Origin of the sequence: Streptomyces fagopyri (assembly GCF_009498275.1) — a bacterium.
Taxonomy (GTDB): domain Bacteria; phylum Actinomycetota; class Actinomycetes; order Streptomycetales; family Streptomycetaceae; genus Streptomyces; species Streptomyces fagopyri.
Map to the genome: position 1 here is coordinate 2462555 of NZ_CP045643.1, position 21840 is coordinate 2484394.

Annotated in this window: 16 protein-coding genes and 1 pseudogene; 9 read left to right on the forward strand and 8 right to left on the reverse strand. The window is 74.3% G+C overall.

The window, feature by feature from the left end; genetic code table 11:
• The first annotated feature begins 155 nt into the window (after window positions 1-155).
• The 3 genes from GFH48_RS10485 to GFH48_RS10495 all read left to right on the forward strand — a co-directional run bounded on the left by GFH48_RS10485 (window position 156) and on the right by GFH48_RS10495 (window position 5923).
• Complete coding sequence (locus GFH48_RS10485; RefSeq protein ID WP_153287999.1) at window positions 156-1406, forward strand: FAD-binding protein; 1251 nt, start codon at window positions 156-158, stop codon at window positions 1404-1406.
• 154 nt (window positions 1407-1560) lie between these two features.
• Entirely contained in the window at window positions 1561-2883 is a 1323-nt protein-coding gene (locus GFH48_RS10490) for an ROK family transcriptional regulator (RefSeq protein ID WP_153292847.1), read from the forward strand.
• 130 nt (window positions 2884-3013) lie between these two features.
• Window positions 3014-5923 (forward strand): glycoside hydrolase family 2 TIM barrel-domain containing protein, encoded by a 2910-nt coding sequence (locus GFH48_RS10495; RefSeq protein ID WP_194280548.1) that lies wholly within the window; start codon window positions 3014-3016, stop codon window positions 5921-5923.
• 271 nt (window positions 5924-6194) lie between these two features.
• Here the strand turns inward: GFH48_RS10495 and GFH48_RS10500 are convergent, their stop codons facing one another.
• Entirely contained in the window at window positions 6195-7289 is a 1095-nt protein-coding gene (locus tag GFH48_RS10500) for an alanine racemase (RefSeq protein ID WP_153288000.1), read from the reverse strand.
• Between the two features lie 355 nt (window positions 7290-7644).
• On the opposite strand from GFH48_RS10500, the gene GFH48_RS10505 reads away from it, so the two are divergent.
• Window positions 7645-8472 (forward strand): alpha/beta fold hydrolase, encoded by an 828-nt coding sequence (locus GFH48_RS10505; RefSeq protein ID WP_153288001.1) that lies wholly within the window; start codon window positions 7645-7647, stop codon window positions 8470-8472.
• On the opposite strand, the gene GFH48_RS10510 is transcribed toward GFH48_RS10505, so the two are convergent.
• Complete coding sequence (locus GFH48_RS10510) at window positions 8417-9313, reverse strand: isocitrate lyase/PEP mutase family protein (RefSeq protein WP_153288002.1); 897 nt, start codon at window positions 9311-9313, stop codon at window positions 8417-8419. The genes GFH48_RS10505 and GFH48_RS10510 overlap by 56 nt on opposite strands.
• Window positions 9314-9380: 67 nt before the next feature.
• Complete coding sequence (locus tag GFH48_RS10515; RefSeq protein WP_153288003.1) at window positions 9381-11273, reverse strand: DUF2264 domain-containing protein; 1893 nt, start codon at window positions 11271-11273, stop codon at window positions 9381-9383.
• A gap of 357 nt (window positions 11274-11630) precedes the next feature.
• Between GFH48_RS10515 and mmuM the strand changes: the two genes are divergently transcribed.
• A complete protein-coding gene (gene mmuM / locus GFH48_RS10520; protein ID WP_153288004.1) occupies window positions 11631-12575 on the forward strand; it encodes a homocysteine S-methyltransferase in 945 nt (314 codons plus the stop codon).
• A 43-nt stretch (window positions 12576-12618) separates the two neighbouring features.
• Here the strand turns inward: mmuM and GFH48_RS10525 are convergent.
• Together GFH48_RS10525 and GFH48_RS10530 are read right to left on the reverse strand one after the other, a co-directional pair.
• Window positions 12619-12996 (reverse strand): annotated as a pseudogene (locus GFH48_RS10525) (carboxylesterase/lipase family protein); the annotation flags it as partial.
• Window positions 12997-13051: 55 nt separating this feature from the next.
• Window positions 13052-13723, reverse strand: coding sequence for a ThuA domain-containing protein (locus GFH48_RS10530; RefSeq protein WP_153288005.1), 672 nt, complete (start codon window positions 13721-13723; stop codon window positions 13052-13054).
• 89 nt (window positions 13724-13812) lie between these two features.
• On the opposite strand from GFH48_RS10530, the gene GFH48_RS10535 reads away from it, so the two are divergent.
• On the forward strand, window positions 13813-14214 hold the full coding sequence (locus GFH48_RS10535) for a VOC family protein (RefSeq protein ID WP_153288006.1): 402 nt from the start codon (window positions 13813-13815) through the stop codon (window positions 14212-14214).
• Between the two features lie 37 nt (window positions 14215-14251).
• Here the strand turns inward: GFH48_RS10535 and GFH48_RS10540 are convergent, their stop codons facing one another.
• Entirely contained in the window at window positions 14252-14938 is a 687-nt protein-coding gene (locus GFH48_RS10540; RefSeq protein WP_228120507.1) for a helix-turn-helix domain-containing protein, read from the reverse strand.
• A gap of 16 nt (window positions 14939-14954) precedes the next feature.
• A complete protein-coding gene (locus GFH48_RS10545; protein ID WP_153288008.1) occupies window positions 14955-15890 on the reverse strand; it encodes an AraC family transcriptional regulator in 936 nt (311 codons plus the stop codon).
• A 103-nt stretch (window positions 15891-15993) separates the two neighbouring features.
• Between GFH48_RS10545 and GFH48_RS10550 the strand changes: the two genes are divergently transcribed.
• Entirely contained in the window at window positions 15994-16854 is an 861-nt protein-coding gene (locus GFH48_RS10550; protein WP_228120508.1) for an NAD(P)H-binding protein, read from the forward strand.
• Window positions 16855-17293: 439 nt separating this feature from the next.
• Here GFH48_RS10550 and GFH48_RS10555 read toward each other — a convergent pair whose 3' ends face one another.
• A complete protein-coding gene (locus tag GFH48_RS10555) occupies window positions 17294-18460 on the reverse strand; it encodes a YihY/virulence factor BrkB family protein (RefSeq protein ID WP_153288009.1) in 1167 nt (388 codons plus the stop codon).
• A 17-nt stretch (window positions 18461-18477) separates the two neighbouring features.
• On the opposite strand from GFH48_RS10555, the gene GFH48_RS10560 reads away from it, so the two are divergent.
• Entirely contained in the window at window positions 18478-20115 is a 1638-nt protein-coding gene (locus GFH48_RS10560) for an acyl-CoA dehydrogenase family protein (RefSeq protein WP_153288010.1), read from the forward strand.
• Between the two features lie 298 nt (window positions 20116-20413).
• Complete coding sequence (locus GFH48_RS10565; RefSeq protein WP_228120510.1) at window positions 20414-21799, forward strand: GAF domain-containing protein; 1386 nt, start codon at window positions 20414-20416, stop codon at window positions 21797-21799.
• The last annotated feature ends 41 nt before the right edge of the window (window positions 21800-21840 follow it).

Consider the following 21840-nt stretch of genomic DNA (forward strand, 5'->3'; position numbering starts at 1 on the left):
CCTCGGGAGAAAGCGTTCTCTACGTTAGGCGCCGCCGCGTGAGAGGGTCAATGGACGGGCCGCTGGGACGCCCGGGGCGACCAGGTAGTTTTCAGCCGTGGCCACCGCGCACCGCAGGGCCACCGACCGCGACTTCCCGGGGAGGGACGACAGGGATGACCAAGCCCCTGACCAACTGGGCCGGCAACATCACGTACACCGCCGAGGAACTGCACCGGCCACGGTCGCTCGACGCGCTCGCCGCCCTGGTCGCGAAGAGCGCCCGGGTGCGGGTGCTGGGCAGCGGGCACTCCTTCAACGAGATCGCCGACCCCGGCCGGGACGGCGTCCTGCTCTCCCTGTCCGCGCTGCCCCCGGTCGTGGACGTCGACACGACGGCCCGTACGGTCCGGGTCGCGGGCGGCGTCCGGTACGCGGAGCTGGCACGCCGGGTCCACGAGCACGGGCTCGCCCTCCACAACATGGCGTCGCTGCCGCACATCTCCGTCGCGGGGTCCGTGGCGACCGGCACGCACGGCTCCGGCGTCCGCAACGGTTCGCTCGCCTCCGCGGTCCGCGAGGTGGAGCTGATCACGGCCGACGGTTCGACCCGGACGATCGGCCGCGAGGACGCCGGCTTCGACGGGGCGGTGACCTCTCTCGGCGCGCTCGGTGTCGTCACCGCGCTCACCCTCGACCTGGAGCCGGACTTCGAGGTGAGCCAGTACGTGTTCACCGAACTCCCCGAGGACGGGCCGGACTTCGAGACGGTGGCGGCGGCCGCGTACAGCGTGAGTCTGTTCACCGACTGGGGACGGCCGGGCTTCAGGCAGGCGTGGCTCAAACGGCGCACCGACCAGCCGCAGGCGGACTTCCCGTGGGGCACGCCCGCCACCGAGGCCATGCACCCGGTCCCGGGGATGCCCGCCGGGAACTGCACCCGGCAGTTCGGTGTCCCGGGCCCGTGGCACGAGCGACTGCCGCACTTCCGGGCGGAGTTCACCCCCAGCAGCGGGTCCGAGCTGCAGTCCGAGTACCTGCTGCCACGCCCGTACGCGGCGGACGCGCTGCGCGCGCTCGGCGCGATCCGCGGGAGTGTCGCTCCGCTGCTGCAGATCTGCGAGGTGCGGACGGTCGCCGCCGACCGGCAGTGGCTGAGCCCCGCCCACGGACGGGACACCGTGGCCCTGCACTTCACCTGGGTCGACGACACCGAGGCCGTGCTGCCGGTGGTGGGGCGGGTCGAGGCGGTTCTGGAGCCGTTCGATCCGCGGCCGCACTGGGGCAAGGTGTTCACCGTGCCGCCGGACGCGCTGCGCGGGCGCTATCCGCGACTGGACGACTTCCGGGAGCTCGCCCGTACGACGGACCCGGCGGGCAAGTTCGCCAACGCCTTCGTGTCGGACTTCCTCCACCCCCTTTCCTAACCCCTTGCCGAACGTCCCGGCCCGGCCGTAGCCTTGCGCCGCGCCGGGGCCCACGCACTCCGTCCGGGGCTCCGGTCCGCACCGCGCGTCACGGATCGGCGACGAGCCGTCCGGGAGTCCGCTCGTGGTTCGGAGGACCGAGGTGGCACGACCCCTGAAGCGCACGTCACGCGACATCCGCACCGCGAACCGCTACGAGGTACTGCGCCAGATCATCGCCAAGTCCCCCGTCTCCCGCCAGGAGTTGGCGACGGCCACCGGCCTCAGTCTGGCCACGGTCGCCACGCTCGTCGGTGAGTTGCTCGACCTCGGGATGCTGACCGAGGTCGGGTTCGAGGACTCCGCGGGGGGCCGCCCGCGGGGTCTGCTGGCGGTCGACGCGTCGGGGGGCGCGCTGATCGGCGTCGACATCGCGGAGACCTACGTCCGGGTGGAGCTGTTCGACCTCGCGCTGAACGTCCTCGCCCGCGCCGCCGAGGACATGCGGCCCGGCGAGAGCCGCCCGGAGCAGGTCGTCGAGCGGGTCGCCTCCGCCGTGGAAGCGGTGGTGGCCCGGGCCGGCGGCGGGGCCGCGCGCGTCCTCGGCGTCGGGGTGAGCGTGCCGGGTCAGGTCGACCGTGACACCGGGATCGCCGAGTACGCCCCGAACTGGGACTGGCACGACGTACCGCTGCTCGACCTGCTCGCCGAGCGCCTCCCCCACCCGATCCACCTCGACAACCCCCTGCGCGCCTGCACGGTCGCCGAGTTGTGGTTCGGCGCGGCACGGGGACGCGGGGACGCGGTCGTGGTCAATCTCGGCACCGGGGTCGGCGCGGGACTCGCGCTCGGCGGCGGGCTGCACCGCGGGGTCAGCAACAGCGCGGGCGAGTGGGGCCATACGACACTGGTCCTGAACGGACGGCCCTGCCACTGCGGCAACCACGGCTGCGTGGAGACGTACGTCGGAGCGCCCGGCATCATGCTCAATCTGCGGGAGTCCGGCCCGGACAGTCCGCTGCTGCGCCCCGGGGACCAGACCGCCACGATCGAGGCGCTCGCGCGCGGCGCGGCCGCCGGCGATCCGGTGGCCGTCGAGGTCGTCCGGGACACCGCCCGCTACCTCGGCGCGGGCATCGCGGCCCTCGTCAACCTGCTGAACCCGGAGGTCGTGGTGCTCAGCAGCTGGGTCGCCGCCGCGCTCGGCGAACCGCTGCTGCGCGACGTACGCGACGCCGTCGCCCGGCACGCGCTGCAACGGCCGCTGGCCGCCACCGAGATCGTCCTCTCCCCCGTTCCCGGCGACCCGGTCTGCCTGGGCGCCGCCACCTTCGCCCTGGAAGGCGCCCTCGACGCGGCGGGGCTCAGACCCGTGAACGGCGCGACCGCCGGGCGCCGTTCCGTCCCCGCCGAGCCCCTCCCCGCCGAGCCGGTCACCGTGCGGCCGGTCACCGTGGGTTCCACCCCTGTGGAAGGCCGTACCGCACCGCTGTCATGACGCCCGAAAGGAGGCTCCCGCCGCACCGTCCCACTCGTCGCGCCCCTGGTGTCCGTGTGCGTCCGCTCCTCGGCACCGACCGGTGCGGGAGCCCGCGCGGACCGGCGTCCGGGGCTGAACCAGGAGAGTCATGTCCTCGCGCACCCCGCCCAGGCTCCCGGCCGTCCAAGGCCCCGTGAATCCTCCGTCCGCCGTCGACTACGTCGAGGACCTCTCACCCGGCGGCGAAACACTCCCGCCGCGTGCCCGGTACACGTCCTCGGACGCCATGTCTCTTTCTTTGAACGGCAGTTGGTGCTTCCGGCTGTCCCCCACCGCCGACGCGCAGGACGACTCCTTCGCGGCGCCGGGCCACGACGCCGGCGACTGGGCCCGGGTGTCCGTGCCCGGTCACTGGGTGCTCCAGGGACACGGCGCGCCGATCTACACCAACCACCGCTACCCGTTCCCGGTCGACCCGCCGCGTGTGCCGACCGAGAACCCGACCGGTGACCATCTGCGCACCTTCGACCTGCCGCCCGGGTGGCCCGCCGACGGCGGGGCCGTGCTGCGCTTCGACGGGGTCGAGTCCTGCGCCCGGGTCTGGCTGAACGGCACCGACGTCGGGGAGTTCAAGGGCTCGCGGCTGCCCCACGAACTCGCGGTGGGCCATCTCCTGAAACCCACGGGCAACGTGCTGGCCGTCCGCGTCCACCAGTGGTCGGCGGGCTCGTACCTGGAGGACCAGGACCAGTGGTGGCTGCCCGGCATCTTCCGTGACGTCACCCTGCTGCACCGTCCGGCGGACGGAGTGCTCGACTTCTTCGTGCACGCCTCGTACGACCACGCCACGGGCGCCGGGACGCTGCGCGTCGACTCCGACGTGGACGGACGGGTCACCGTGCCCGCCCTCGGCATCGACGCCGCGACGGGCGAGTCCGCGACGGTACCGGTCGAGCCGTGGACCGCCGAGACACCACGGTTGTACGACGGGGTGCTGGCGACCGCCGGCGAGCGCGTCACCCTGCGGATCGGCTTCCGCACGGTGGCCCTGGAGGACGGCCTGATCAGGGTCAACGGCAGGGCGGTCCTCTTCAAGGGCGTCAACCGGCACGAATGGCATCCGGAGCGGGGCCGGGCCCTGGACCCGGAGACCATGCGCGCGGACGTGCTGCTCATGAAGCGGCACAACGTCAACGCCGTCCGCACCTCGCACTACCCGCCGCACCCCGCCTTCCTCGACCTGTGCGACGAGTTGGGCCTGTGGGTGATCGACGAGTGCGACCTGGAGACCCACGGCTTCGTCGCGCAGGGCTGGCGCGGCAACCCGGCCGACGACGACCGCTGGACCCCGGCCCTGCTCGACCGCGCGGCCCGCATGGTCGAGCGGGACAAGAACCACCCCTGCGTCGTCGTCTGGTCGCTCGGCAACGAGGCCGGTACCGGGCGCGGACTCACCGCGATGGCGAAGTGGATCCGCGACCGGGACCCCTCGCGGCCCATCCACTACGAGGGCGACCACGACTGCCGTGACACCGACGTGTATTCACGGATGTACACCGCCCACGACGAGGTCGAGCGGATCGGCCGGGGCCTGGACGGCGGCCCGCGCAGACGGCGTGAACTTCCCTTCCTGCTCTGCGAGTACGGGCACGCGATGGGCAACGGCCCCGGCGGGATGGCCGACTACCAGGACCTGTTCACCGCCCACGACCGCCTCCAGGGCGGCTTCGTCTGGGAGTGGATCGACCACGGCGTCCAGGACCAGCGGTACGGGTTCGCGTACGGCGGTGACTTCGGCGAGGAGCTGCACGACGGGAACTTCGTCTGCGACGGGCTGCTCTTCCCGGACCGGACGCCCTCGCCCGGCCTGGCCGAGTACAAGAAGGTGGTCGAGCCGGTCCGCATCGACGGCCACGGCACCGACGGGACGGTACGGGTCACCAACGCCCACGACTTCGCGGACCTCTCCGCGCTGGCCTTCGTGTGGTCGTTCCAGGTCGACGGCGAGACCGTCGGGGCGGGCTCGCTCGCGGTACCCGCCCTGGCGCCGGACGAGTCGGCCGTGGTGAAACTGCCCGAGCGGCCCGTCGGCGGCACCGGGGGCGCCGAGACGGGGTGGACGGTACGGGCGCTGCTGGCCGCGGACACGGCGTGGGCGCCGAAGGGCCACGAGGTGGCCTGGACCCAGATCCCGGTCGCCGCGCGCGCACCGATCACCATGACCGCCGGTGAGCGACCGGTTCACGGCGACGACCTGATCACTCTGGGTCCCGCCGCGTTCGACGCCCGTACGGGTGCCCTGCGTTCGGTCGGCGGGGTCGCGGTCACCGGTCTGCGTCTGGACGTGTGGCGGGCGCCGACCGACAACGACGACGGTGCCGCCTGGCAGACGGATCCACGCCTCGGCCCGCTCTGGCGGAAGCTGGGCCTGCACCGGATGCGGCACCGCCTGGAGGCGGTGGAGCGGGACGACGACGCGCTGACGGTACGGACCCGGGTGGCGCCCGCGGCGGCGGAGTCGGCCCTGCGCACGGTGTACCGGTGGACGTCGGACGGGACCCGGCTGCGGCTGACCGTGTCCGTGGCTCCGGAGGGCGACTGGACGCTGCCGCTGCCCCGGCTCGGGGTCCGGCTGGGGCTCGCGGGCACGGCCGACCGGGTGAGGTGGTTCGGCGGCGGCCCCGGAGAGGGCTATCCGGACACCAAGTCGGCTTCGCGCGTCGCCCGTTGGGAGTCGACGGTCGACGAGCTCCAGACGCCGTACGTCCGTCCGCAGGAGAACGGCGCCCGCGCCGACGTCCGCTGGGCGGAGATCGGCGGACTGCGGGTCGACGGTGAGCCGGAGTTCTGGTTCACGGCGCGCCGCTGGACGTCGGAGCAGCTCGACGCCGCCGGTCACCTGACGGACCTGTCGGCGGGCGACACGGTGTGGGTCAACCTCGACCACGGCCAGCACGGCATCGGCTCCCAGTCCTGCGGCCCCGGTGTACTACCGCGCTACCAACTGCGCGCCGTTCCCTCGGAGTTCACCTTCCACCTCACGGAGACGGATGGCTGACCCCTGCCGGGTCGCGCCGGGACGGTCGGACAGGGGCTCCACATCCCCGGACGGAGCCGGCCTCAGCGGGTCCCCGCGAACGGCGGCCCCGGAGCCCCCGCCGAGGGGATCGCGGGCCGCCCGAGGAGCCGGCCGGGCGTGCGGTCGACGGGCGCGCGAGGACTCAGGCGGCCGCGGCGGACTGACCGACGGGCGGACAGACCGACGGACGGGGCGGCCGACGGACGGGCCCGGCCGACCGCGGGAGCGTCCGGGGACCGGCGGCCGGACTTCAGGTGTTGGCCCCGCGCGCGGCCACCCGCCACCGGTCCAGTTCCACTCCGCCGCGGGCGATCAGCAGTTCGTCCGCGAGGTTCACCGGGGTGCAGACGTGGTTGGGGACGAGTGCGAGGACCGAGCCGAGGGCGGGGGCGGGGGCGCCCTCGGGGAGGCGGACCATCGCGTGGTGCTCCCAGAGGGCGGTGACCGTGGCGTCCGGGTACCGCGGCAGGTGGCCGTGCCCCGTCACCCACGGCGAGCGGTCGGCACCGAGGACCTTGCTGCCCGCGTCCAGGACGAAACGGTCCCGGGCCGGTCTGCTGATGACGGTCGTGGCGACGCACAGGGCCAGGTCGTCGGCCGTGCAGGTGCCGATGGCCAGTTGCTGCGCGTCGTTGAACACATAGACACCGGGGCGGAGTTCACCGACCGGGCCGGCCCGGTGACGGCCGGCCGTCGGGGTGGAGCCGCCGCTGAGGACCTGGGCGTCGAGGCCCCGCTCCCGCAGGGACTCCGCGGCCTCCGCGAGCGCCTGTTCCTCGTCGCGGGCCGCCCGTTCGCGGGCCCCGGGATCATGGTCGTACCCGTGCGCGGGGAAGGTGAACGCACCCACCACACGCAGACCGGCGTCGGCGCCGGCCTCGGCCACCCGGCCCGCGTCGGCGGCCCGCACCCCCGTACGGCGGGCCCCGCAGTCCACCTCCACGAGCACCTCCACCCGGCGGTCGCTGCCCCGCACCGCGTCCGCGAGCCGCCGCACCGCCTGCACCGAGTCCGCCCCGACCCGCAACGCGACCTTGTCGGCCAGCCGGTGCAGCCGCCGCGCCCTGCCCGCGTCGAGCCAGAGCGGACACGCGACGAAGAGGTCGTCGACACCGGCCGCCGCGAGGACCTCCGCCTCACTCAGGGTCGCCACCGACAGACCGCTTGCCCCTGCCCGCAGTTGACGGCCCGCGATCTCCGCGCACTTGTGACTCTTGGCGTGCGGCCGGAGGGCGAACCCACCGGTCCTGGCCGCCTGGGCCATCCGTGCGATGTTCCGGTCCAGCACGTCCGCGTCGACGACCAGAACCGGCGTGACAAGCCCCTCGGGCAACTGTTCCACCACCACACCAGCCTCCCACTCCCCACACGGCTGTGCATATTTGGCGAAACCCGGATCCTCCACGGAGTCGGTCGTCGGCCGGTACCCGGCCGGCCGCGACCCGCCCGCCCGCTCTCGCCGCGGCGAAAAAGCCGTGCGGAGCACCGCTCGACAGCCTTACGGTGTCGGTGAGTTCGGGCTCGGGCGGTCGCCACGCCCGCCGTCCGACTCCGCCGCGCGTGCGGACCGCCCGCGGTGTGCGCGGGCACGGGTGCCGTGGCAGGCACCGTTCGCACCCCGGGACGTGCGGACCCCGTCGGAGCGGGCACCCGACAGCCCGCACACGGCACCCACGCACCGGCCACGGAGGACGACTTCCATGCCTGATCGCCGATCCCATCACGACGTACGCGGCAGCGGACCCGTGCTGCTGATCCTTCCGGGTGGGGCCGGTCACCCCATGGGGCTGGAGGGCGCCACCGCACGCCTCGCCGAACGGTTCACCGTGGTGACGTCCGACCCGCTCGGGCTGTCCCTCGGCCCCCTCGACGGCCCGGTCGGCGAACAGCGCGTCGAGGCCTGGAGCGACGGCGCCCACCGCCTCCTCGACTCGCTGCTCCCCGACGACGAGAGCGCGTACGTCTTCGGCAGCAGCTCCGGCGGCATCGTCGCCCTGGACCTGCTGGCCCGCCATCCGCGGCGGCTGCGGCACGTGGTCGCGCACGAGCCGCCCAGCCTGGCCGTGCTGCCCGACGCCGCGCGGCAGCGGGCGATGATCGACGAGGTGGACGAGATCGGCCGCGCGCGGGGCCTCGGTGCCGCGATGGCCCGCCTCCAGGCCGGACTCGTGGGCGGGACGTGGGACGGACCGCCCGCCTCGGTGCCGGAGGTGGACCCGGACACCCCGATGGGCGTCTTCCTCACCCACGTGCTGCGGCCCTTCACCACCCACACCCCGGACCTGCCGGCGCTGAAGAGCCTCTCCGCCCGGCTCACCCTCGGCGCCGGCCACGACTCACGGGGCCAACTCCCCTACCGCACGACTGCCTTGCTCGCCGACCTCAGCGGTGGCGACTTCGCCGAGTTCCCCGGCGGTCACCTCGGCGTCATCGAGCATCCGGTCACGTTCGCGGACCGGCTCACGGCCCTGTTCACCGGGGCCGCCGAGGGTACCCGGGGCCTGTCGGTCGGGAGGATCTCCGACTGAGCGCCTGCACCGCGTCGTACGCCGGTGCCGTGCCCCCGGCGGGCCGGCCGGCGCGGATGTCCCCCACCGCGTCCAGGACCGCGCCCAGCGCCCGCCGGTAGAGGAACGAACCGAGACTGACCCTGCGCACACCGAGGTCGGCGAGGTGCGCGACGGGTGGCCCGGAGGGCGAGTAGAGGATGTTGAGCGGCACGTCGAGGCTCTTCACGAGGGCGGAGATCCGGGTGGGATCGGTCAGGCCCGGGACGAACACACAGTCGGCGCCCGCCTGTTGGTAGAGGTCGAGCCGGTGGAGCGTGTCCCGATCGTCCGTACCGTCGCCGAGCCAGTGGGTGTCGGTGCGGGCGTTGACGAAGAGGTCCGGTACCGCGGCCTTGACCGCCGCGATCTTCGCCGCGTGCGCCTCGGCGGGACCGAGCCCGTCCTCCAGGTTGACACCGGCAGCGCCCGCGGCGGCCAGTTCGCGCGCCAGCGCGGCCACCTCGTCGGGGTCCTGGGCGAAGCCGTCCTCCGCGTCCACGGACACCAGGTACGGGCCGGCGGCGAGCTGCCGGGCCAGGCGCACCGTCAGTTCCCGGGTCGCCCCGGCACCGTCCGGCAGCCCGGCGGAGGCGGCCACACCGAGACTCGTCGTCCCGATCGCCGCGAAGCCCCCGCCCGCGAGGAGGGCCGCCGAGGCGTGGTCCCAGGCGTTGGGCAGGAGCAGCGGGGAACCGGTGCCGTGGAGTGCGGCGAAGGGGGTCGGCCGGGAGGCGGTGCGCCGGACCGCCGCGGCGGGGTGCGCCGGGTCCCCGGTGCGAGGGTCCGGCGGACGGGACGGATGCCTCTGGTCGGCGTTCATGTTCCCCACGCTAGCGGCACGACCCTTCGGCGCCGACCGAACCGTGTCCGCCGGCGCGAACGGGCGGTCACAGGGGCTCCACCGCCCACGACGGCACCGTGGAGCCCCCGTCCACGGCGCTGAAGCGGAACCGCGCCGACGGACCGGACGCCCAGCTCACCCGGACGTCGTGCGCCCCTTCCACCGTCACCGACACCGTCACCGACACCAGCTCGGCGAGGGGGCGGGGCTCCGGTTCGGCGGTGAGCCGGGCGAGGGCGACGAAGAGGGTCGCGTCCGCTCCTGCCACGCCGGCCCCCTCCGACAGGCCGTGCAGGGAATGGAGTTCGGACCGCGCCGCGGGACCGTGCGGCCAGCCCGTCACGCGCACCGGCGTTCCGGGAGCCGCTCCCGCCACCAGGTGCGCCCGCACCTCGACCGCGCCATGTGCGAGGACGAGGCTCGTGACCCGGACGCCGTCCCCGTTCGAGTGCCGGGACGCCGCCCAGCCGTCCCCCACGCCCAGTGGTTCGATCCGCGTACGGCTCGGGTCACCGCCGACGATCACACTGTTGTCGCAGGACGCGCTGTGGCCGGCCGAGGCGCTGTCGCGGGTCGGGGCGTCGTTGCCGGTCGGGGCGTCGTCGCCGGTCGGGGCGCTGTCATGGGCCGGGGCGTCGTCGCCGGCCGGAACGCCGTCGGCGGTCGAGTCGGCGTCGCGGGCCGGCGCCGAGGGGCGCGTCACCGTCGAGTAGGCGAGCCGCGTGTAGTACGGGTCCCAGCGGACGTCCTCGCTGCCGTGGTTGTGGAGGCGGACCAGGCCGTCCGAAGCGGTCGTCTGGAGCAGCCAGTTGGGCGGACCCACGGCTGTCACCGCGTCGGCGCGGTCCGTCGGGCCGGGCTCCTCGTGTGCCGTCCACACCTCGTGGTCGGACGGGAGGAGCAGGCCGAGGAACCCCTTGCTCGCCCAGTACGGGGACGCCGGACCCGAATAGCCCTGGAGGACCGACTCGTCGGGGCCGTGCCAGCCGAGGGTGAGCAGCCCCCGGTCGTCGACCGCGCCGCGGTCGAGGAAGTGGCGCAGGGCACCGGACGCGAGGCGACGGGTCTGTCCCGGGGCCAGCGGAGTACGCCCCGTCAGGGCGCCCAGCCACAGCGGCGCGGCGGTCGCGAACCGGTAGGTCAGGGAGCGGCCCTGGTGCACGGGGGCACCGTCGGCGCCGAACAGCCGTGCGTAGTCCTCCAGATGACGTGCGAGCCGGCCGCCGTACAGGCCGAGCAGCCGCTCGTCGCCGGCCAGCCGGGCGTGCAGCACCGGATACAGGTGCATCGCCCAGCCGTTGTAGTAGTCGAAGGCGCGGCCGGGACCGTCGCTGTACCAGCCGTCGCCGAGGTACCACTGCTCGATCCGGTCCAGGCCGCGGTCGACCGCGGCCCGCGAGGCCTCCGGCTCATGACCGATCTCGGCCAGGAAGCCGCCCACCGTCACCGGGAACAACTCCCAGTTGCAGGGCCAGGGTTCGGCGGTCAGCGCGTCGCCGAGCCACCCCGCCGCGCGCTGCCGTACGGCGTCGTCGAGCCGGTCCCACAACAGGGGACGGGTCAGCCGCAGGGCCAGGGCGACGGACGCGGCCTCGACGAGGGGCTGGCCGCGGTCCCGGACCCGGGGCCAGACACCGTCCGTGCCGGCGGCGAGGCCGTCCGCGTAGCGTTCCAGCACCTTCTCGTCGCCGCGGAAGGCCGCCAGGAGCAGCGTGCGGGCGTATCCCTCCAGCCCGTCGGAGAGCCTGCCGGACCAGCTCGTGCGGTCCGCGGGCAGATGGTAGAGCGCGCCGTCCGCGGTGGCGTACGGGGCGACCGCCGCGAGCAGGGAGTCGGCGGCCGCCTCCCAGTGGGCGCGGGTGAGGCCGGTGTAGGGGCTGAGGGCGCGGTCCTCGGGGAGTGCGCGGAACGACGGCGGTGAAAGGGGAAGGGGCGGCATCGGCGGACTTCCTCTCTGTGCCGTGGGAACGCCGAAAAGGTAGAGGTGCGGTACGGCGAGGTCAACGGGGCCGGCGGGGCACGAAGCGGGAGCCGGACGCCGGGGCGGGGGCCGGCCGGTGGCGGCGGGGAGGCGCGGGGGCGGGTCGGTTCCGGGTGCGTCGCACACCGCGGCTCACGCCGTCGCCTTTCGTCACATGCCACCGCACTTCGTCGCATGCCGTCGCATGCCGTCGCAGGTCGTCGCAGGTCGTCGCAGGTCGTCGCAGGTCGTCGCAGGTCGTCGCAGGTCGTGAGGAGTGCGTTCGCGCACCGGACACGGGCGGGCGCCGTTCCCCTTGTCGACTAGCGTCGTGACATGAGCACTGACGCCTCCCCCGGTGACCGACCCCGCGCACTCGCCGACGCCCTCGCGTCGGGAACGGTCGTCCTGGACGGCGGGATGTCCAACCAGCTGGAGGCCGCCGGACACGATCTGAGCGACGAGCTGTGGTCGGCGCGGCTGCTCGCCGAACGGCCCGAGGCGATCACCGAGGCGCATCTCGCCTACTTCGAGGCGGGCGCGGACGTGGCCATCACCTCCAGTTACCAGGCCACCTTCGAGGGCTTCGCGAGACGCGGCATCCCGTACGGCCGGGCGGCCGGGCTGCTGCGCCTCAGCGTCGGATCGGCGCGCGAGGCGGCCCGTCGCGCGCGGGCCGGGGGCGTCACGCGGCCCCTGTGGGTGGCGGCGTCGGCCGGCCCGTACGGGGCGATGCTCGCGGACGGTTCGGAGTACCGGGGCCGGTACGGGCTGAGCGTGGCCGAACTGGAGCGCTTCCACCGCCCGCGCCTGGAGGTGCTGGCCGCCGCCGCGCCCGACGTGCTGGCCCTGGAGACCGTGCCGGACACCGACGAGGCGCGGGCGCTGCTGCGGGCGGTGCGGGGGCTCGGTGTGCCGGCGTGGCTGTCGTACAGCGTCGCCGGTGACCGCACCCGGGCCGGGCAGCCCCTGGAGGAGGCCTTCGCCCTGGCCGCCGATGCGGACGAGGTCATCGCGGTCGGTGTGAACTGCTGCGCGCCCGAGGACGTGGACGCCGCGGTCGGGATCGCGGCGCGGGTGACCGGCAAGCCGGTGGTGGTCTATCCGAACAGCGGTGAGGTGTGGGACGCGCGGGCCCGTGCGTGGAGCGGGCGCTCGACGTTCGGCGCCGGACAGGTGGTCGGCTGGCGGCGGGGCGGGGCCCGGCTGATCGGCGGCTGCTGCCGGGTGGGCCCCGCGGCGATCACGGGGATCAGGGAGTCGCTGGCCTCAGGCCGGTGACATCCGCACGGCACGGCACGGCGCGGTCCGGTGAGGGAGTCCTCCCGCGGCGGGCGTCCGCGAGCCGGTGCAGCGGGACCCTCAGCAGGTGGTCGGTGACCATCTGGCCGACCAGCTCGCCGGTGCTCGCCGCCGGATGGATCGCGCGGTAGCCGCGCGGCACCTCGTGGCCGCAGCGGCAGCGGGCCATGGCACCGGCGACGGCGACCGGACCGAGGCGGTCGACGCGTTCCAGCAGGCCGCCGGGGACCAGCCACAGCCGGTACTCCTCACTGGTCCAGCCGAGGAGCAGGTCGACGCCGGGTGCGGCGCCCTCCAGCGGATCGCGGGGGACCAGGTCGCCGTCGACGACGATGCCGAAGGAGGGCCCGCCGAGCAGGGGGCTGCTGAGCCGGCTCACCTCGGCCTGGGTGCGCAGCAACGGCGCACACGGGGAGGGCATCCGAAGCGTGCGCGGGCGGCCGGACGACGGGACCTCAGTGGCCCGAAGCGGCCGGGCCGCGGGCGGCCCAGGTGATGCCGCCGAGCAGGTGCGCACGGAAGTCCGGGTCCTCGTAGGCCTGCGCGGTGTGGCCGAGCGCGGTGTAGAAGGAGCGGCCCGCGCCCTGCTCGCGGCACCACACCAGCGGGTGGTCGTCGCCCATGCCGCCTCCCTCGTAGGAGGATTCGTCGGCGCGCACGAGCACGCGTGCCGAACTGTCCGGCCCGGGGCGGAAGTCGTACCACTCGTCGGTGAACTCCCAGACCGGCGGGAGGTGTCGGGTCGCCGGATGCGTGCGGTCCGCGACGAGGGCGCGGCCCGGCTGGAGGTCGGGGTGCCGGTCGAAGCGCGCGCCGAGCAGTTCGCCGTAGTACGGCCAGTCGTACTCGGTGCAGGCGGCCGCGTGCACACCGACGAAGCCGCCGCCGTCCTCGACGTACGCCGCGAGCCGGATCCGGCCCTCCGGTGTCAGCACGTCGCCGCTGGTGGAGAGGAAGACCACGGCGGCGTACGCGTCGAGGGACCCCTCGAAGCGGCCGGGGTCCTCGGTGGCGACGACATCGAACCCGTGTGTGTCGCCGAGGGAGCGTACGGCGGCCACGGCGGCCGGTATGGAGTCGTGCCGGTAGGCGGTGGTGCGGGTGTGGACGAGCACGCGGTTGGCCATGGTGGTGACCCTATTCCGCCGCCGCCCGGCGTTCCCGGACGTCCGATTCGTTCAAGACCTCTCCCCGGCCGGCCGCCTACCGTGACCTCATGACTCCACGATTCGATGTGATCGGCCTGGTCGCCTCCGACATGGCCGCCACGCTCGCCTTCTACCGCCGTCTCGGTCTCGTCTTCCCCGAGGGGGCCGAGGACCAGCCGCATGTCGAGGCCGGGCTGCCCGGCGGTCTCCGGCTGGCGATCGACACCGAGGAGACGATCCGGTCGTTCCACCCGGGGTGGCGGCCGGGAGCGGCCGGAGGCGGCCGGGCGTCGCTCGCCTTCCGTTGCGACAGTCCGGCGGAGGTGGACTCCCTGTACGAGGATCTGGTGGGCGCCGGACACCACGGCGAACTCAAGCCGTGGGACGCCGTCTGGGGCATGCGGTACGCGGTCGTGCACGACCCGGACGGCAACGGCGTGGACCTGTTCGCGCACCTGCCCGGGAAGTAGCCCGGCACCCGGCGGCGGCCCCTCGGGTCGGGGGATCTCAGGAGCGGGCGAGCAGTTCGCCCAGCGGCATGCCCGCGAACTCCTTGACGTCCCGGGCCAGATGGGGCTGGTCGGCGAAGCCGGACCGGCCGGCGACCTCCGCGAAGGGGACGCCGTCCCGTGCGAGGGCGAGGGCCCGTTGCAGCCTCAAAATCCGGGTCAGCGTTCTGGGTCCGTAGCCGAAGGCCGCCAGGCAGCGACGATGCAACTGACGTGTGCTCAGGCCCAGTCGGACGGCCGTGACCGCCGCCGGCCGCCCGGCCCCGAGGGCGGCCACGATCTCCCGCGGCAGCGGATCGGGGGGCCCGGTGCCCGCCGCCCGGTCCAGTGCGACCTCTTCGAGCGCCGTGACGGGGTCGGCCGCCGCGTCGATCCGCGCGGCCAGGCGCCGTACCTCGGCGGCGGGCCACAGATCGGCCAGGTCCACCCGCAGGTCACGGAGTTCGTCCGCGGGGACGCCGAGGAGGGCCGGCGCCGTGCCGGGGAAGAAACGGACCCCCGCCCAGTCGGCGGGCGCGCCGCCGGGAACGTACGCGCGGGTGTCGGGGCCGGCGACCAGCAGCCGGCCCTCGGTCCACAGCAGGTCCATGCAGCCGTCCGGGAGCACGGGCCGTACGGCCTCGGCGGGCGTGGAGACCGCGCGGCTCCACACGACCGCGCCGGGCAACCGGGACGCACGCTCCACGCACCCGGACGCCACGCTACGCCGCCCGGGTCCGGTGCTCCTGCGGGCTGATCCCGTACACCCGTTTGAAGGCGCTGGACAGGGCGAACGCGCTGCCGTACCCGACCCGGCGGGCGATCGATCCGAGGGTGTCGTCCGTGTCGCGCAGCCGGTCGGCGGCCAGGGCGAGGCGCCGGCCGGTGAGGTACGTCATCGGGGGCTCGCCCACGAGTTCACCGAAGCGCCGGGTCAGCGCGGCCCGCGAGACCCCGGCCTTCACGGCGAGCTCCGCCACCGTCCAGGGGTGCGCCGGGTCGTCCTGGAGGAGGCGCAGCACCCGTCCGACGACGGGGTCCGCGAGCGCCCGGTACCAGGCCGGGGCCGCCGCCTGCGGACGGGAGAACCAGGCGCGCAGCGCGGCGATCGTCAGCAGGTCGAGCAGCCGGTCGAGAACGACCTCCTGGCCGGGCTCGTCGCGCGCCATCTCCTCGGCGAGGATCGGCGTGAGCGGGCAGTGCCACACGTCCTGGGTGAGGGAGAGCAGCGGCGGCAGCGCGTCGAGCAGTCTGCCGCCGATCTCGCCCCGCATCATGTACGTCCCGATCAGCAGCACCGTGGAACCGTCGGGGCGGTCGCCCCAGCTGCGCACACCGAGGTCCCAGTGGCCCCGGAGCGAGCGTCCGTCGGGGTAGGCGCACTCCCCGCCAGGGAGGATCACCGCCTGCGGCGCGGTCCCGGGGTCGTCCGCGCAGGTGTACGGGTCCGGGCCGCGGGCGATGGCGAGGTCGCCGGCGCGCAGCAGGACCGGTTCCCCCTCGCCGGGCGTGACCCAGGCCCGGCCGCGGACCACGAGCATGACCGTGAGGGGGGCGCGGTCCTCGACGCGCACGCACCAGGGCGGGTCGAAGGTCGCCCGGATCATGAAGGCGCCGCGTGCCCGGGGGCCCTCCAGCAGGCCGGAGAGTGCGTCCATGGCGTCAGCGTAGACGGCCCCGCCGGGCCGTCGTGGACGTCCTCTTATGGGAATGAGCCCTTCAGCGATGGGACCCCGGCGCGGGTGGCACTTGACTGGCGGCATGACGGACCACACGGCACATGATCAGGACATCAGGAGCGTGCGGGACATGACGGTGGTGGTGACGGGGGCCTCGGGGCGCACCGGCCGCCGGGTGGCGGAGGCCGCGCGGGCGGCCGGGTTCAGGGTGCGGGCGGTCTCCCGCGCCCGGGGTTTCGACTGGACGGACCGGTCGACGTGGGCGGACGTCCTGCGCGGCGCCGACGCGGCGTATCTCGCCCACCCCGCCGACATCGGCTCGCCCGCCGCGGCCGGGGCGGTCGGCGCCCTGGCGAGGGAGGCGGTCGGGCTCGGCGTGCGGCGGCTGGTGCTGCTGTCGTCGCGGGGCGAGGAACAGGCCCGCCCGGCCGAGGAGGCGCTCAGGAAGTCGGGCGCGGACTGGACGGTCGTCCGGGCCGCCTGGTTCGCGCAGAACTTCAGCGAGGGCCCGCTGGTGGACGGGCTGCGTCACGGCGAGCTGGTGTTCCCGGCCGGCGAGGTGCGCGAGCCGTTCATCGACGTGCGGGACATCGCGGACGTCGTGGTGGCCGTGCTGACGGCGGGCGGCCGGTACGTGGGCCGGGATCTCGAGGTCTCGGGGCCGCGGCTGCTGACCTTCCGCGACGCGGTGGCGGAGATCGCCGGGGCGACCGGCGGTGAACTGGCCTATGTGCCGGTGACGGCTCGGGAGTACGGGGACGTTCTGGCCGGTTTCGGGGTGCCGTCCGAGGAGGCCGAGTTCCTCGTCGGGCTCTTCGGGAGCCTCCTCGACGGCCGCAACGCCCATCTGTCGGACGGTGTGCGGCAGGTCCTGGGCCGCGAGCCGCGCGACTTCACGGACTTCGCCCGGGAGGCCGCGGCGGCCGGGGTGTGGAAGGCCTGAGGACACCGGGAGCCCGCGTCGGCGGGCCGGGGAGCGGGCTCGGCGGCGCGGCGGGGAGCGGGGCCGCGGGCTCGGCGGCGGCGGGGAGCGGGGCCGAGAACCCGGGCCGCGGGGCGGCGGGCAGGCAGGCCAGTGGGTCACCGGCGGACACGGCGAGCAGGGCCGGCCGGCCGGCAAGGGGCGAAGCCGTTCGGACGGCGCGAAGCCAGTCGGACGGCGCGAAGCCGCTCGGCCGAGCAAAAAGCCGGTCAGCCGAGGAAAAAGCCAGTCGGCCGGAGGCGAAGCCTGTCGGCCGGGGGCGAAGACGGACGGCCGGCGCGAAGCCACTCGGCCGAGGACAAAGCCGGTCAGCCGGAGGCGAAGCCACTCGGCCGAGGACGAAGACGGACGGACGGCGCGAAGCCGCGCGGCCGGCGAAGCCGGTCGGCCGAGGGCGACGTCACCCGGCCGGGGGGCCGTCCTCGCCGTCGTGGTTCCTGTGCGGGTGGTGCGTGCTCTTCACATGGCCGCGGAGCCGGGACGTCACGTCCTCCGGGGGCAGGAAGCGCGACCAGCGCTCGGGGAACTCGGAGGGCATGTCCGGGTCGTCGGGGTCGGGGTCGGTGGCGAGGGAGGCGGCCGCGCGGGCCACGTACTCGGCGGCCTGCTCGTGGCGCAGCCGCTCGTTCGCGGCGCGGGCCGCGGCCGTGGCGGCGGCCGGCCAGACCCGGTCGATCGCCGCGTTGACCGCGGCGCCGACCAGCACCGCGAACGCGGACACGCCGATCCAGAGGAGGACGGCGACGGGCGCGGCCAGCGAACCGTAGATCGTCGGGCCCTCGACCGTGCTGGTCAGGTAGATCCGGAGCAGGAAGCTGCCGAGGACCCACATGGCGAGGGCGACGAGGGCCCCCGGCACGTCCTCGACCCAGGGCGAGCGCACCGGCACGGAGACGTGGTAGAGCGTGGTGAGGAAGACGACCGAGAGCACGATGACGACGGGCCAGTACAGCACCTGCACGAGCGTCGCCGACCACGGCACGATCTGCACCACCGCGTCCGGACCCGCGACCATCAGCGGCAGGGCGATCGAGCCGATGAGCAGCGCCACGACGAAGAGCAGGAACGACATCATCCTGGTCTTCACGATCCCGCGGGTGCCGTCGAGGCCGTACATCACGGTGATGGTGTCGACGAAGACGTTCACCGCGCGCGAGCCCGACCACAGGGCGAACAGGAAGCCGATGGAGATGACGTCGGGGCGGCCGCCCTTCATCACGTCGTGGAGGATCGGCTCGGCGATCTGGTGCACACCCTTGTCGGTCAGGACCGTGCGGGACGCCTCCAGGATGTTGGACTCCAGGCTCGCGATCGAGTGCGCGCCGGTCCAGTCGTCCACGTAACCGAGCAGCCCGATCAGGCTGAGCAGCAGGGGCGGCACGGACAGGAGCGTGAAGAAGGCGGACTCGGCCGCCAGCCCCAGGATCCGGTACTCCATGCAGGAGTTGACGGTGTCCTTGAGCAGCAGCCAGGCGGTCCTGCGCTTCGACACGTTCCTGTACAGCGCGCGAGCGCGGTGGAAGCGGCCCGAGGGAGGCCGTTCAGGTGTTTCTTTTGCCTGGTGCACATCCTTACCGTATCCGTATGGCAGCCAGCACCCACACCGTGACCAACCAGGCTCCGCCCCTGGTCGGATATGACGTCTTTGCCGCCGACCGGGCCCTCGTGGAGGCGGTCGAGCGGCACCTGGATCCACGGCTTCTCGACGAGGCGCGGGACGAGCTGACGACGCTCGGCCGCACGACCGGTTCCGCGCAGGTGCAGGAGTGGGGGGTGCTCGCCAACGAGAACCCGCCGAAGCTGCGCACCCACGACCGCTACGGCAACCGCGTCGACGAGGTCGAGTTCCATCCCTCCTGGCACCGGCTCCTCGGCAAGGGGGTGTCGGCCGGGCTGACGGCCGCCTGGTCGCGCCCCGGCGGGCATCTGCGGCGGGCGGCCGGCTTCATCGTCTGGACGCAGGCCGAGGCGGGCCACGGCTGCCCGCTGTCGATGACCCACGCGGCGGTGCCCGCACTGCGCACCGACCCCGCGCTCGCCGCCGAGTGGGAGCCGCGCCTGACGTCCACCGTCTACGACCAGGGGCTGCGGCCCGCCGCCCAGAAGGCCGGAGTGCTCTTCGGGATGGGCATGACGGAGAAGCAGGGCGGCAGCGACGTACGCGCCAACACCACGGAGGCCCGGCCGCTGGCCGAGGACGGGACGTATGAGCTGACCGGGCACAAGTGGTTCTGCTCGGCACCCATGTCGGACGGCTTCCTGGTGCTGGCGCAGGCCCCCGGCGGTCTGACGTGCTTCCTGGTGCCGCGGGTCCTGGCGGACGGGACCCGCAACGTGTTCCGCATCCAGCGGCTCAAGGACAAGCTCGGGAACAGGTCGAACGCGTCCGGCGAGATCGAGTTCGACGGGACCTGGGCACGCCGGGTCGGCGACGAGGGCCGCGGGGTGCGCACCATCATCGAGATGGTCTCGGCGACCCGGCTCGACTGTGTGCTCGGCGCCGCGTCGCTGATGCGGCAGGCCGTCGCGCAGGCCGTGCACCACAGCGCCCACCGGGAGGCCTTCGGCGGGAAGCTGATCGACAAGCCGCTGATGCGCAACGTGCTGGCGGACCTGGCGCTGGAGTCGGAGGCGGCCACAACGCTGGCGATGCGGCTCGCGGCCGCGTACGACGACGGCGGCGGCGAGGAGGAACGGGCGTTCCTGCGGCTCGCGGTGCCTGCCGCCAAGTACTGGGTGACCAAGCGGTGCACGCCGGTGGCGGTGGAGGCGCTGGAGTGCCTGGGCGGCAACGGGTACGTCGAGGAGTCCGGCATGCCGAGGCTGCTGCGCGAGTCGCCGCTCAACTCCATCTGGGAGGGCGCGGGCAACGTACAGGCCCTCGACCTGCTGCGGGCGCTGCAGCGCGAGCCGCAGGCGCTGAACGCGTTCCTGCGGGAGGTGGGCCTGGCCCGCGGCGCCGACCACCGGCTGGACGGCGCGATCAAGAACCTGCTGACCGAACTCGCCGATCTGGACGGCATCGAGGCCCGTGCCCGCCGGCTGGCGGAGCGCATCGCCCTGGTGCTCCAGGGCTCGCTGCTCGTGCGGTACGCGCCCCCGGAGGTCGCCGACGCGTTCTGCGCCTCACGCCTGGGCGGCGACTGGGGCTCGGCGTTCGGCACCCTGCCGCACAGTCTGGATCTGGCCACGGTGGTGGAGCGGGCCCGTCCGGTCTCCTGAACCGGTGGCGCGGGGGTGGTGCTGCGCCGACACGGCACCACCCCCGCTCTCTGGCCCCGTGGCGGGGAGCACGAACGCCGCACAGGCGGCGTTGCTCAAGTTTCTGACCCCGTACGGCTGTTCGCCAGGGTTGCAGAGGGTTGCAACTTTCCTGCGGAGTGTGTTCGGACTGTGTCCCTCCGTCGGCGCCGGGCGGCACTATGAGAGCCGCAGCCAGTACGGGGCGGATCTCCCTTGGCCGAAAAGAGCCGAGCGTCCGGTCGTCCGCCACCGTGCGCAGTCCGTCCGGGGAGGATCAGTGGAGCACCCGCCGATCGACGTGACACGGCTCGCGGCCCTGGACGCCGCGCAGGCGGCCCGGGTGCTGGGCGAGGTGCGCGAGGCCACGCTGGCCGGGCATCCGGCCCGAATCGCGCCGCGCCCGGTGATCGGGCAGTCCTGGGAGCGCATGCTCCGCGACGGCGTCGACCCCGACCACGACGTCCGGTCGGGGCTGCTCGTCCGCGACGAGGTGGAGCGCCGGCGGCAGACCTCGCGGCTGCGGCACGTGCTGCCGGTGCTGCGCGAGGGGCTGCTCTCGGTCGCGGACGCGGCCCACCACATCGTGGTGGTCGCGGACCAGGAGGGCCGGGTGCTGTGGCGCGAGGGCTGCGCGTCGGTGCTGCGCAAGGCCGACGGGTTCGGTCTGGACCTCGGCGCGGACTGGCGCGAGAACGTCGTCGGCACGAACGGCGTGGGCACCCCGCTGGTCACCCGCCAACCCGTACAGGTGTTCTCCGCCGAGCACTTCGTGCGCACCCATCACTCGTGGACGTGCGCCGGTGCCCCGGTCACCGACCCGCGCGACGGCAGCCTGCTCGGCGTGGTGGACGTGAGCGGGCCGCTGGACACGCTGCACCCCGCCACGCTGGCGCTGGTCGGCTCGGTGGCCCAGCTCGCCGAGGCGCGTCTGCGCGAGCTGCACCTGACCTCGCTGGAGCGGCTGCGCGCGGTGGCGGCGCCGGTGCTGGCCCGGCTCGGCGGGCGCGCGGTGGCCGTCGACCGGGACGGCTGGACCGCGGCGGTCACCGGGATGCCGTACACGAACCGGCTCACGCTGCCCAAGGAGCCGAGCACCGGCCGGGGTTGGCTGCCGACGCTCGGGACCTGCGTCGTGGAGCCGCTGCCCGGCGGCTGGCTGGTCCGGGCCGCCGACGAACCGGCGCCCCGGCGGCCGGCCCGGATCGTGCTGGACCTGGCACATCCGCGCCGCTGGTCGGTGACGGTCGCCTCGGACGCGGGGACCTGGTGCCAGGAGCTGACCCCCCGCCACGCCGAGCTGCTCTATCTGCTGGCGACCCGTCCGGCCGGCCGCAGCGCCGCGGGCCTCGCCGACGACCTGTTCGGCGACTCCGGCCGCACGGTGACGGTACGGGCCGAGATGTCGCGCGTACGGCGGTACCTCGGGGCCTTCCTGGAACACCGGCCGTATCGTTTCTGCGACGACACCGAGGTGGAGTTGGCCCTCCCGGACGACCCCCGGGACCTGCTCGCCCACTCGACGGCGCCGGCGGTACGCAGGGCGCGCGTGGCGGGACCCCCTTGTACCGCACCCGGGGCCGCCGTGTCCCCGGTGAACCACAAGGAGCGTATTTCGGGCCCGTCTTCGGGGGTCCTTGACCAGGTACGCCGCTCCCTGCCGTAGCATCCCCTCACAGGCCACCCCACCCGTCTCTCCGTCAACGT

Excerpts from the sequence above, each read along its gene's own strand:
- GFH48_RS10485 (WP_153287999.1), top strand. The coding sequence starts at position 156 with ATGACCAAGCCCCTGACCAACTGGGCCGGCAACATCACGTACACCGCC.
- GFH48_RS10495 (WP_194280548.1), top strand. The coding sequence starts at position 3,014 with ATGTCCTCGCGCACCCCGCCCAGGCTCCCGGCCGTCCAAGGCCCCGTG.
- GFH48_RS10505 (WP_153288001.1), top strand. The coding sequence starts at position 7,645 with ATGCCTGATCGCCGATCCCATCACGACGTACGCGGCAGCGGACCCGTG.
- GFH48_RS10510 (WP_153288002.1), bottom strand. The coding sequence starts at position 9,313 with ATGAACGCCGACCAGAGGCATCCGTCCCGTCCGCCGGACCCTCGCACC.
- GFH48_RS10515 (WP_153288003.1), bottom strand. The coding sequence starts at position 11,273 with ATGCCGCCCCTTCCCCTTTCACCGCCGTCGTTCCGCGCACTCCCCGAG.
- mmuM (WP_153288004.1), top strand. The coding sequence starts at position 11,631 with ATGAGCACTGACGCCTCCCCCGGTGACCGACCCCGCGCACTCGCCGAC.
- GFH48_RS10530 (WP_153288005.1), bottom strand. The coding sequence starts at position 13,723 with ATGGCCAACCGCGTGCTCGTCCACACCCGCACCACCGCCTACCGGCAC.
- GFH48_RS10535 (WP_153288006.1), top strand. The coding sequence starts at position 13,813 with ATGACTCCACGATTCGATGTGATCGGCCTGGTCGCCTCCGACATGGCC.
- GFH48_RS10545 (WP_153288008.1), bottom strand. The coding sequence starts at position 15,890 with ATGGACGCACTCTCCGGCCTGCTGGAGGGCCCCCGGGCACGCGGCGCC.
- GFH48_RS10550 (WP_228120508.1), top strand. The coding sequence starts at position 15,994 with ATGACGGACCACACGGCACATGATCAGGACATCAGGAGCGTGCGGGAC.
- GFH48_RS10560 (WP_153288010.1), top strand. The coding sequence starts at position 18,478 with ATGGCAGCCAGCACCCACACCGTGACCAACCAGGCTCCGCCCCTGGTC.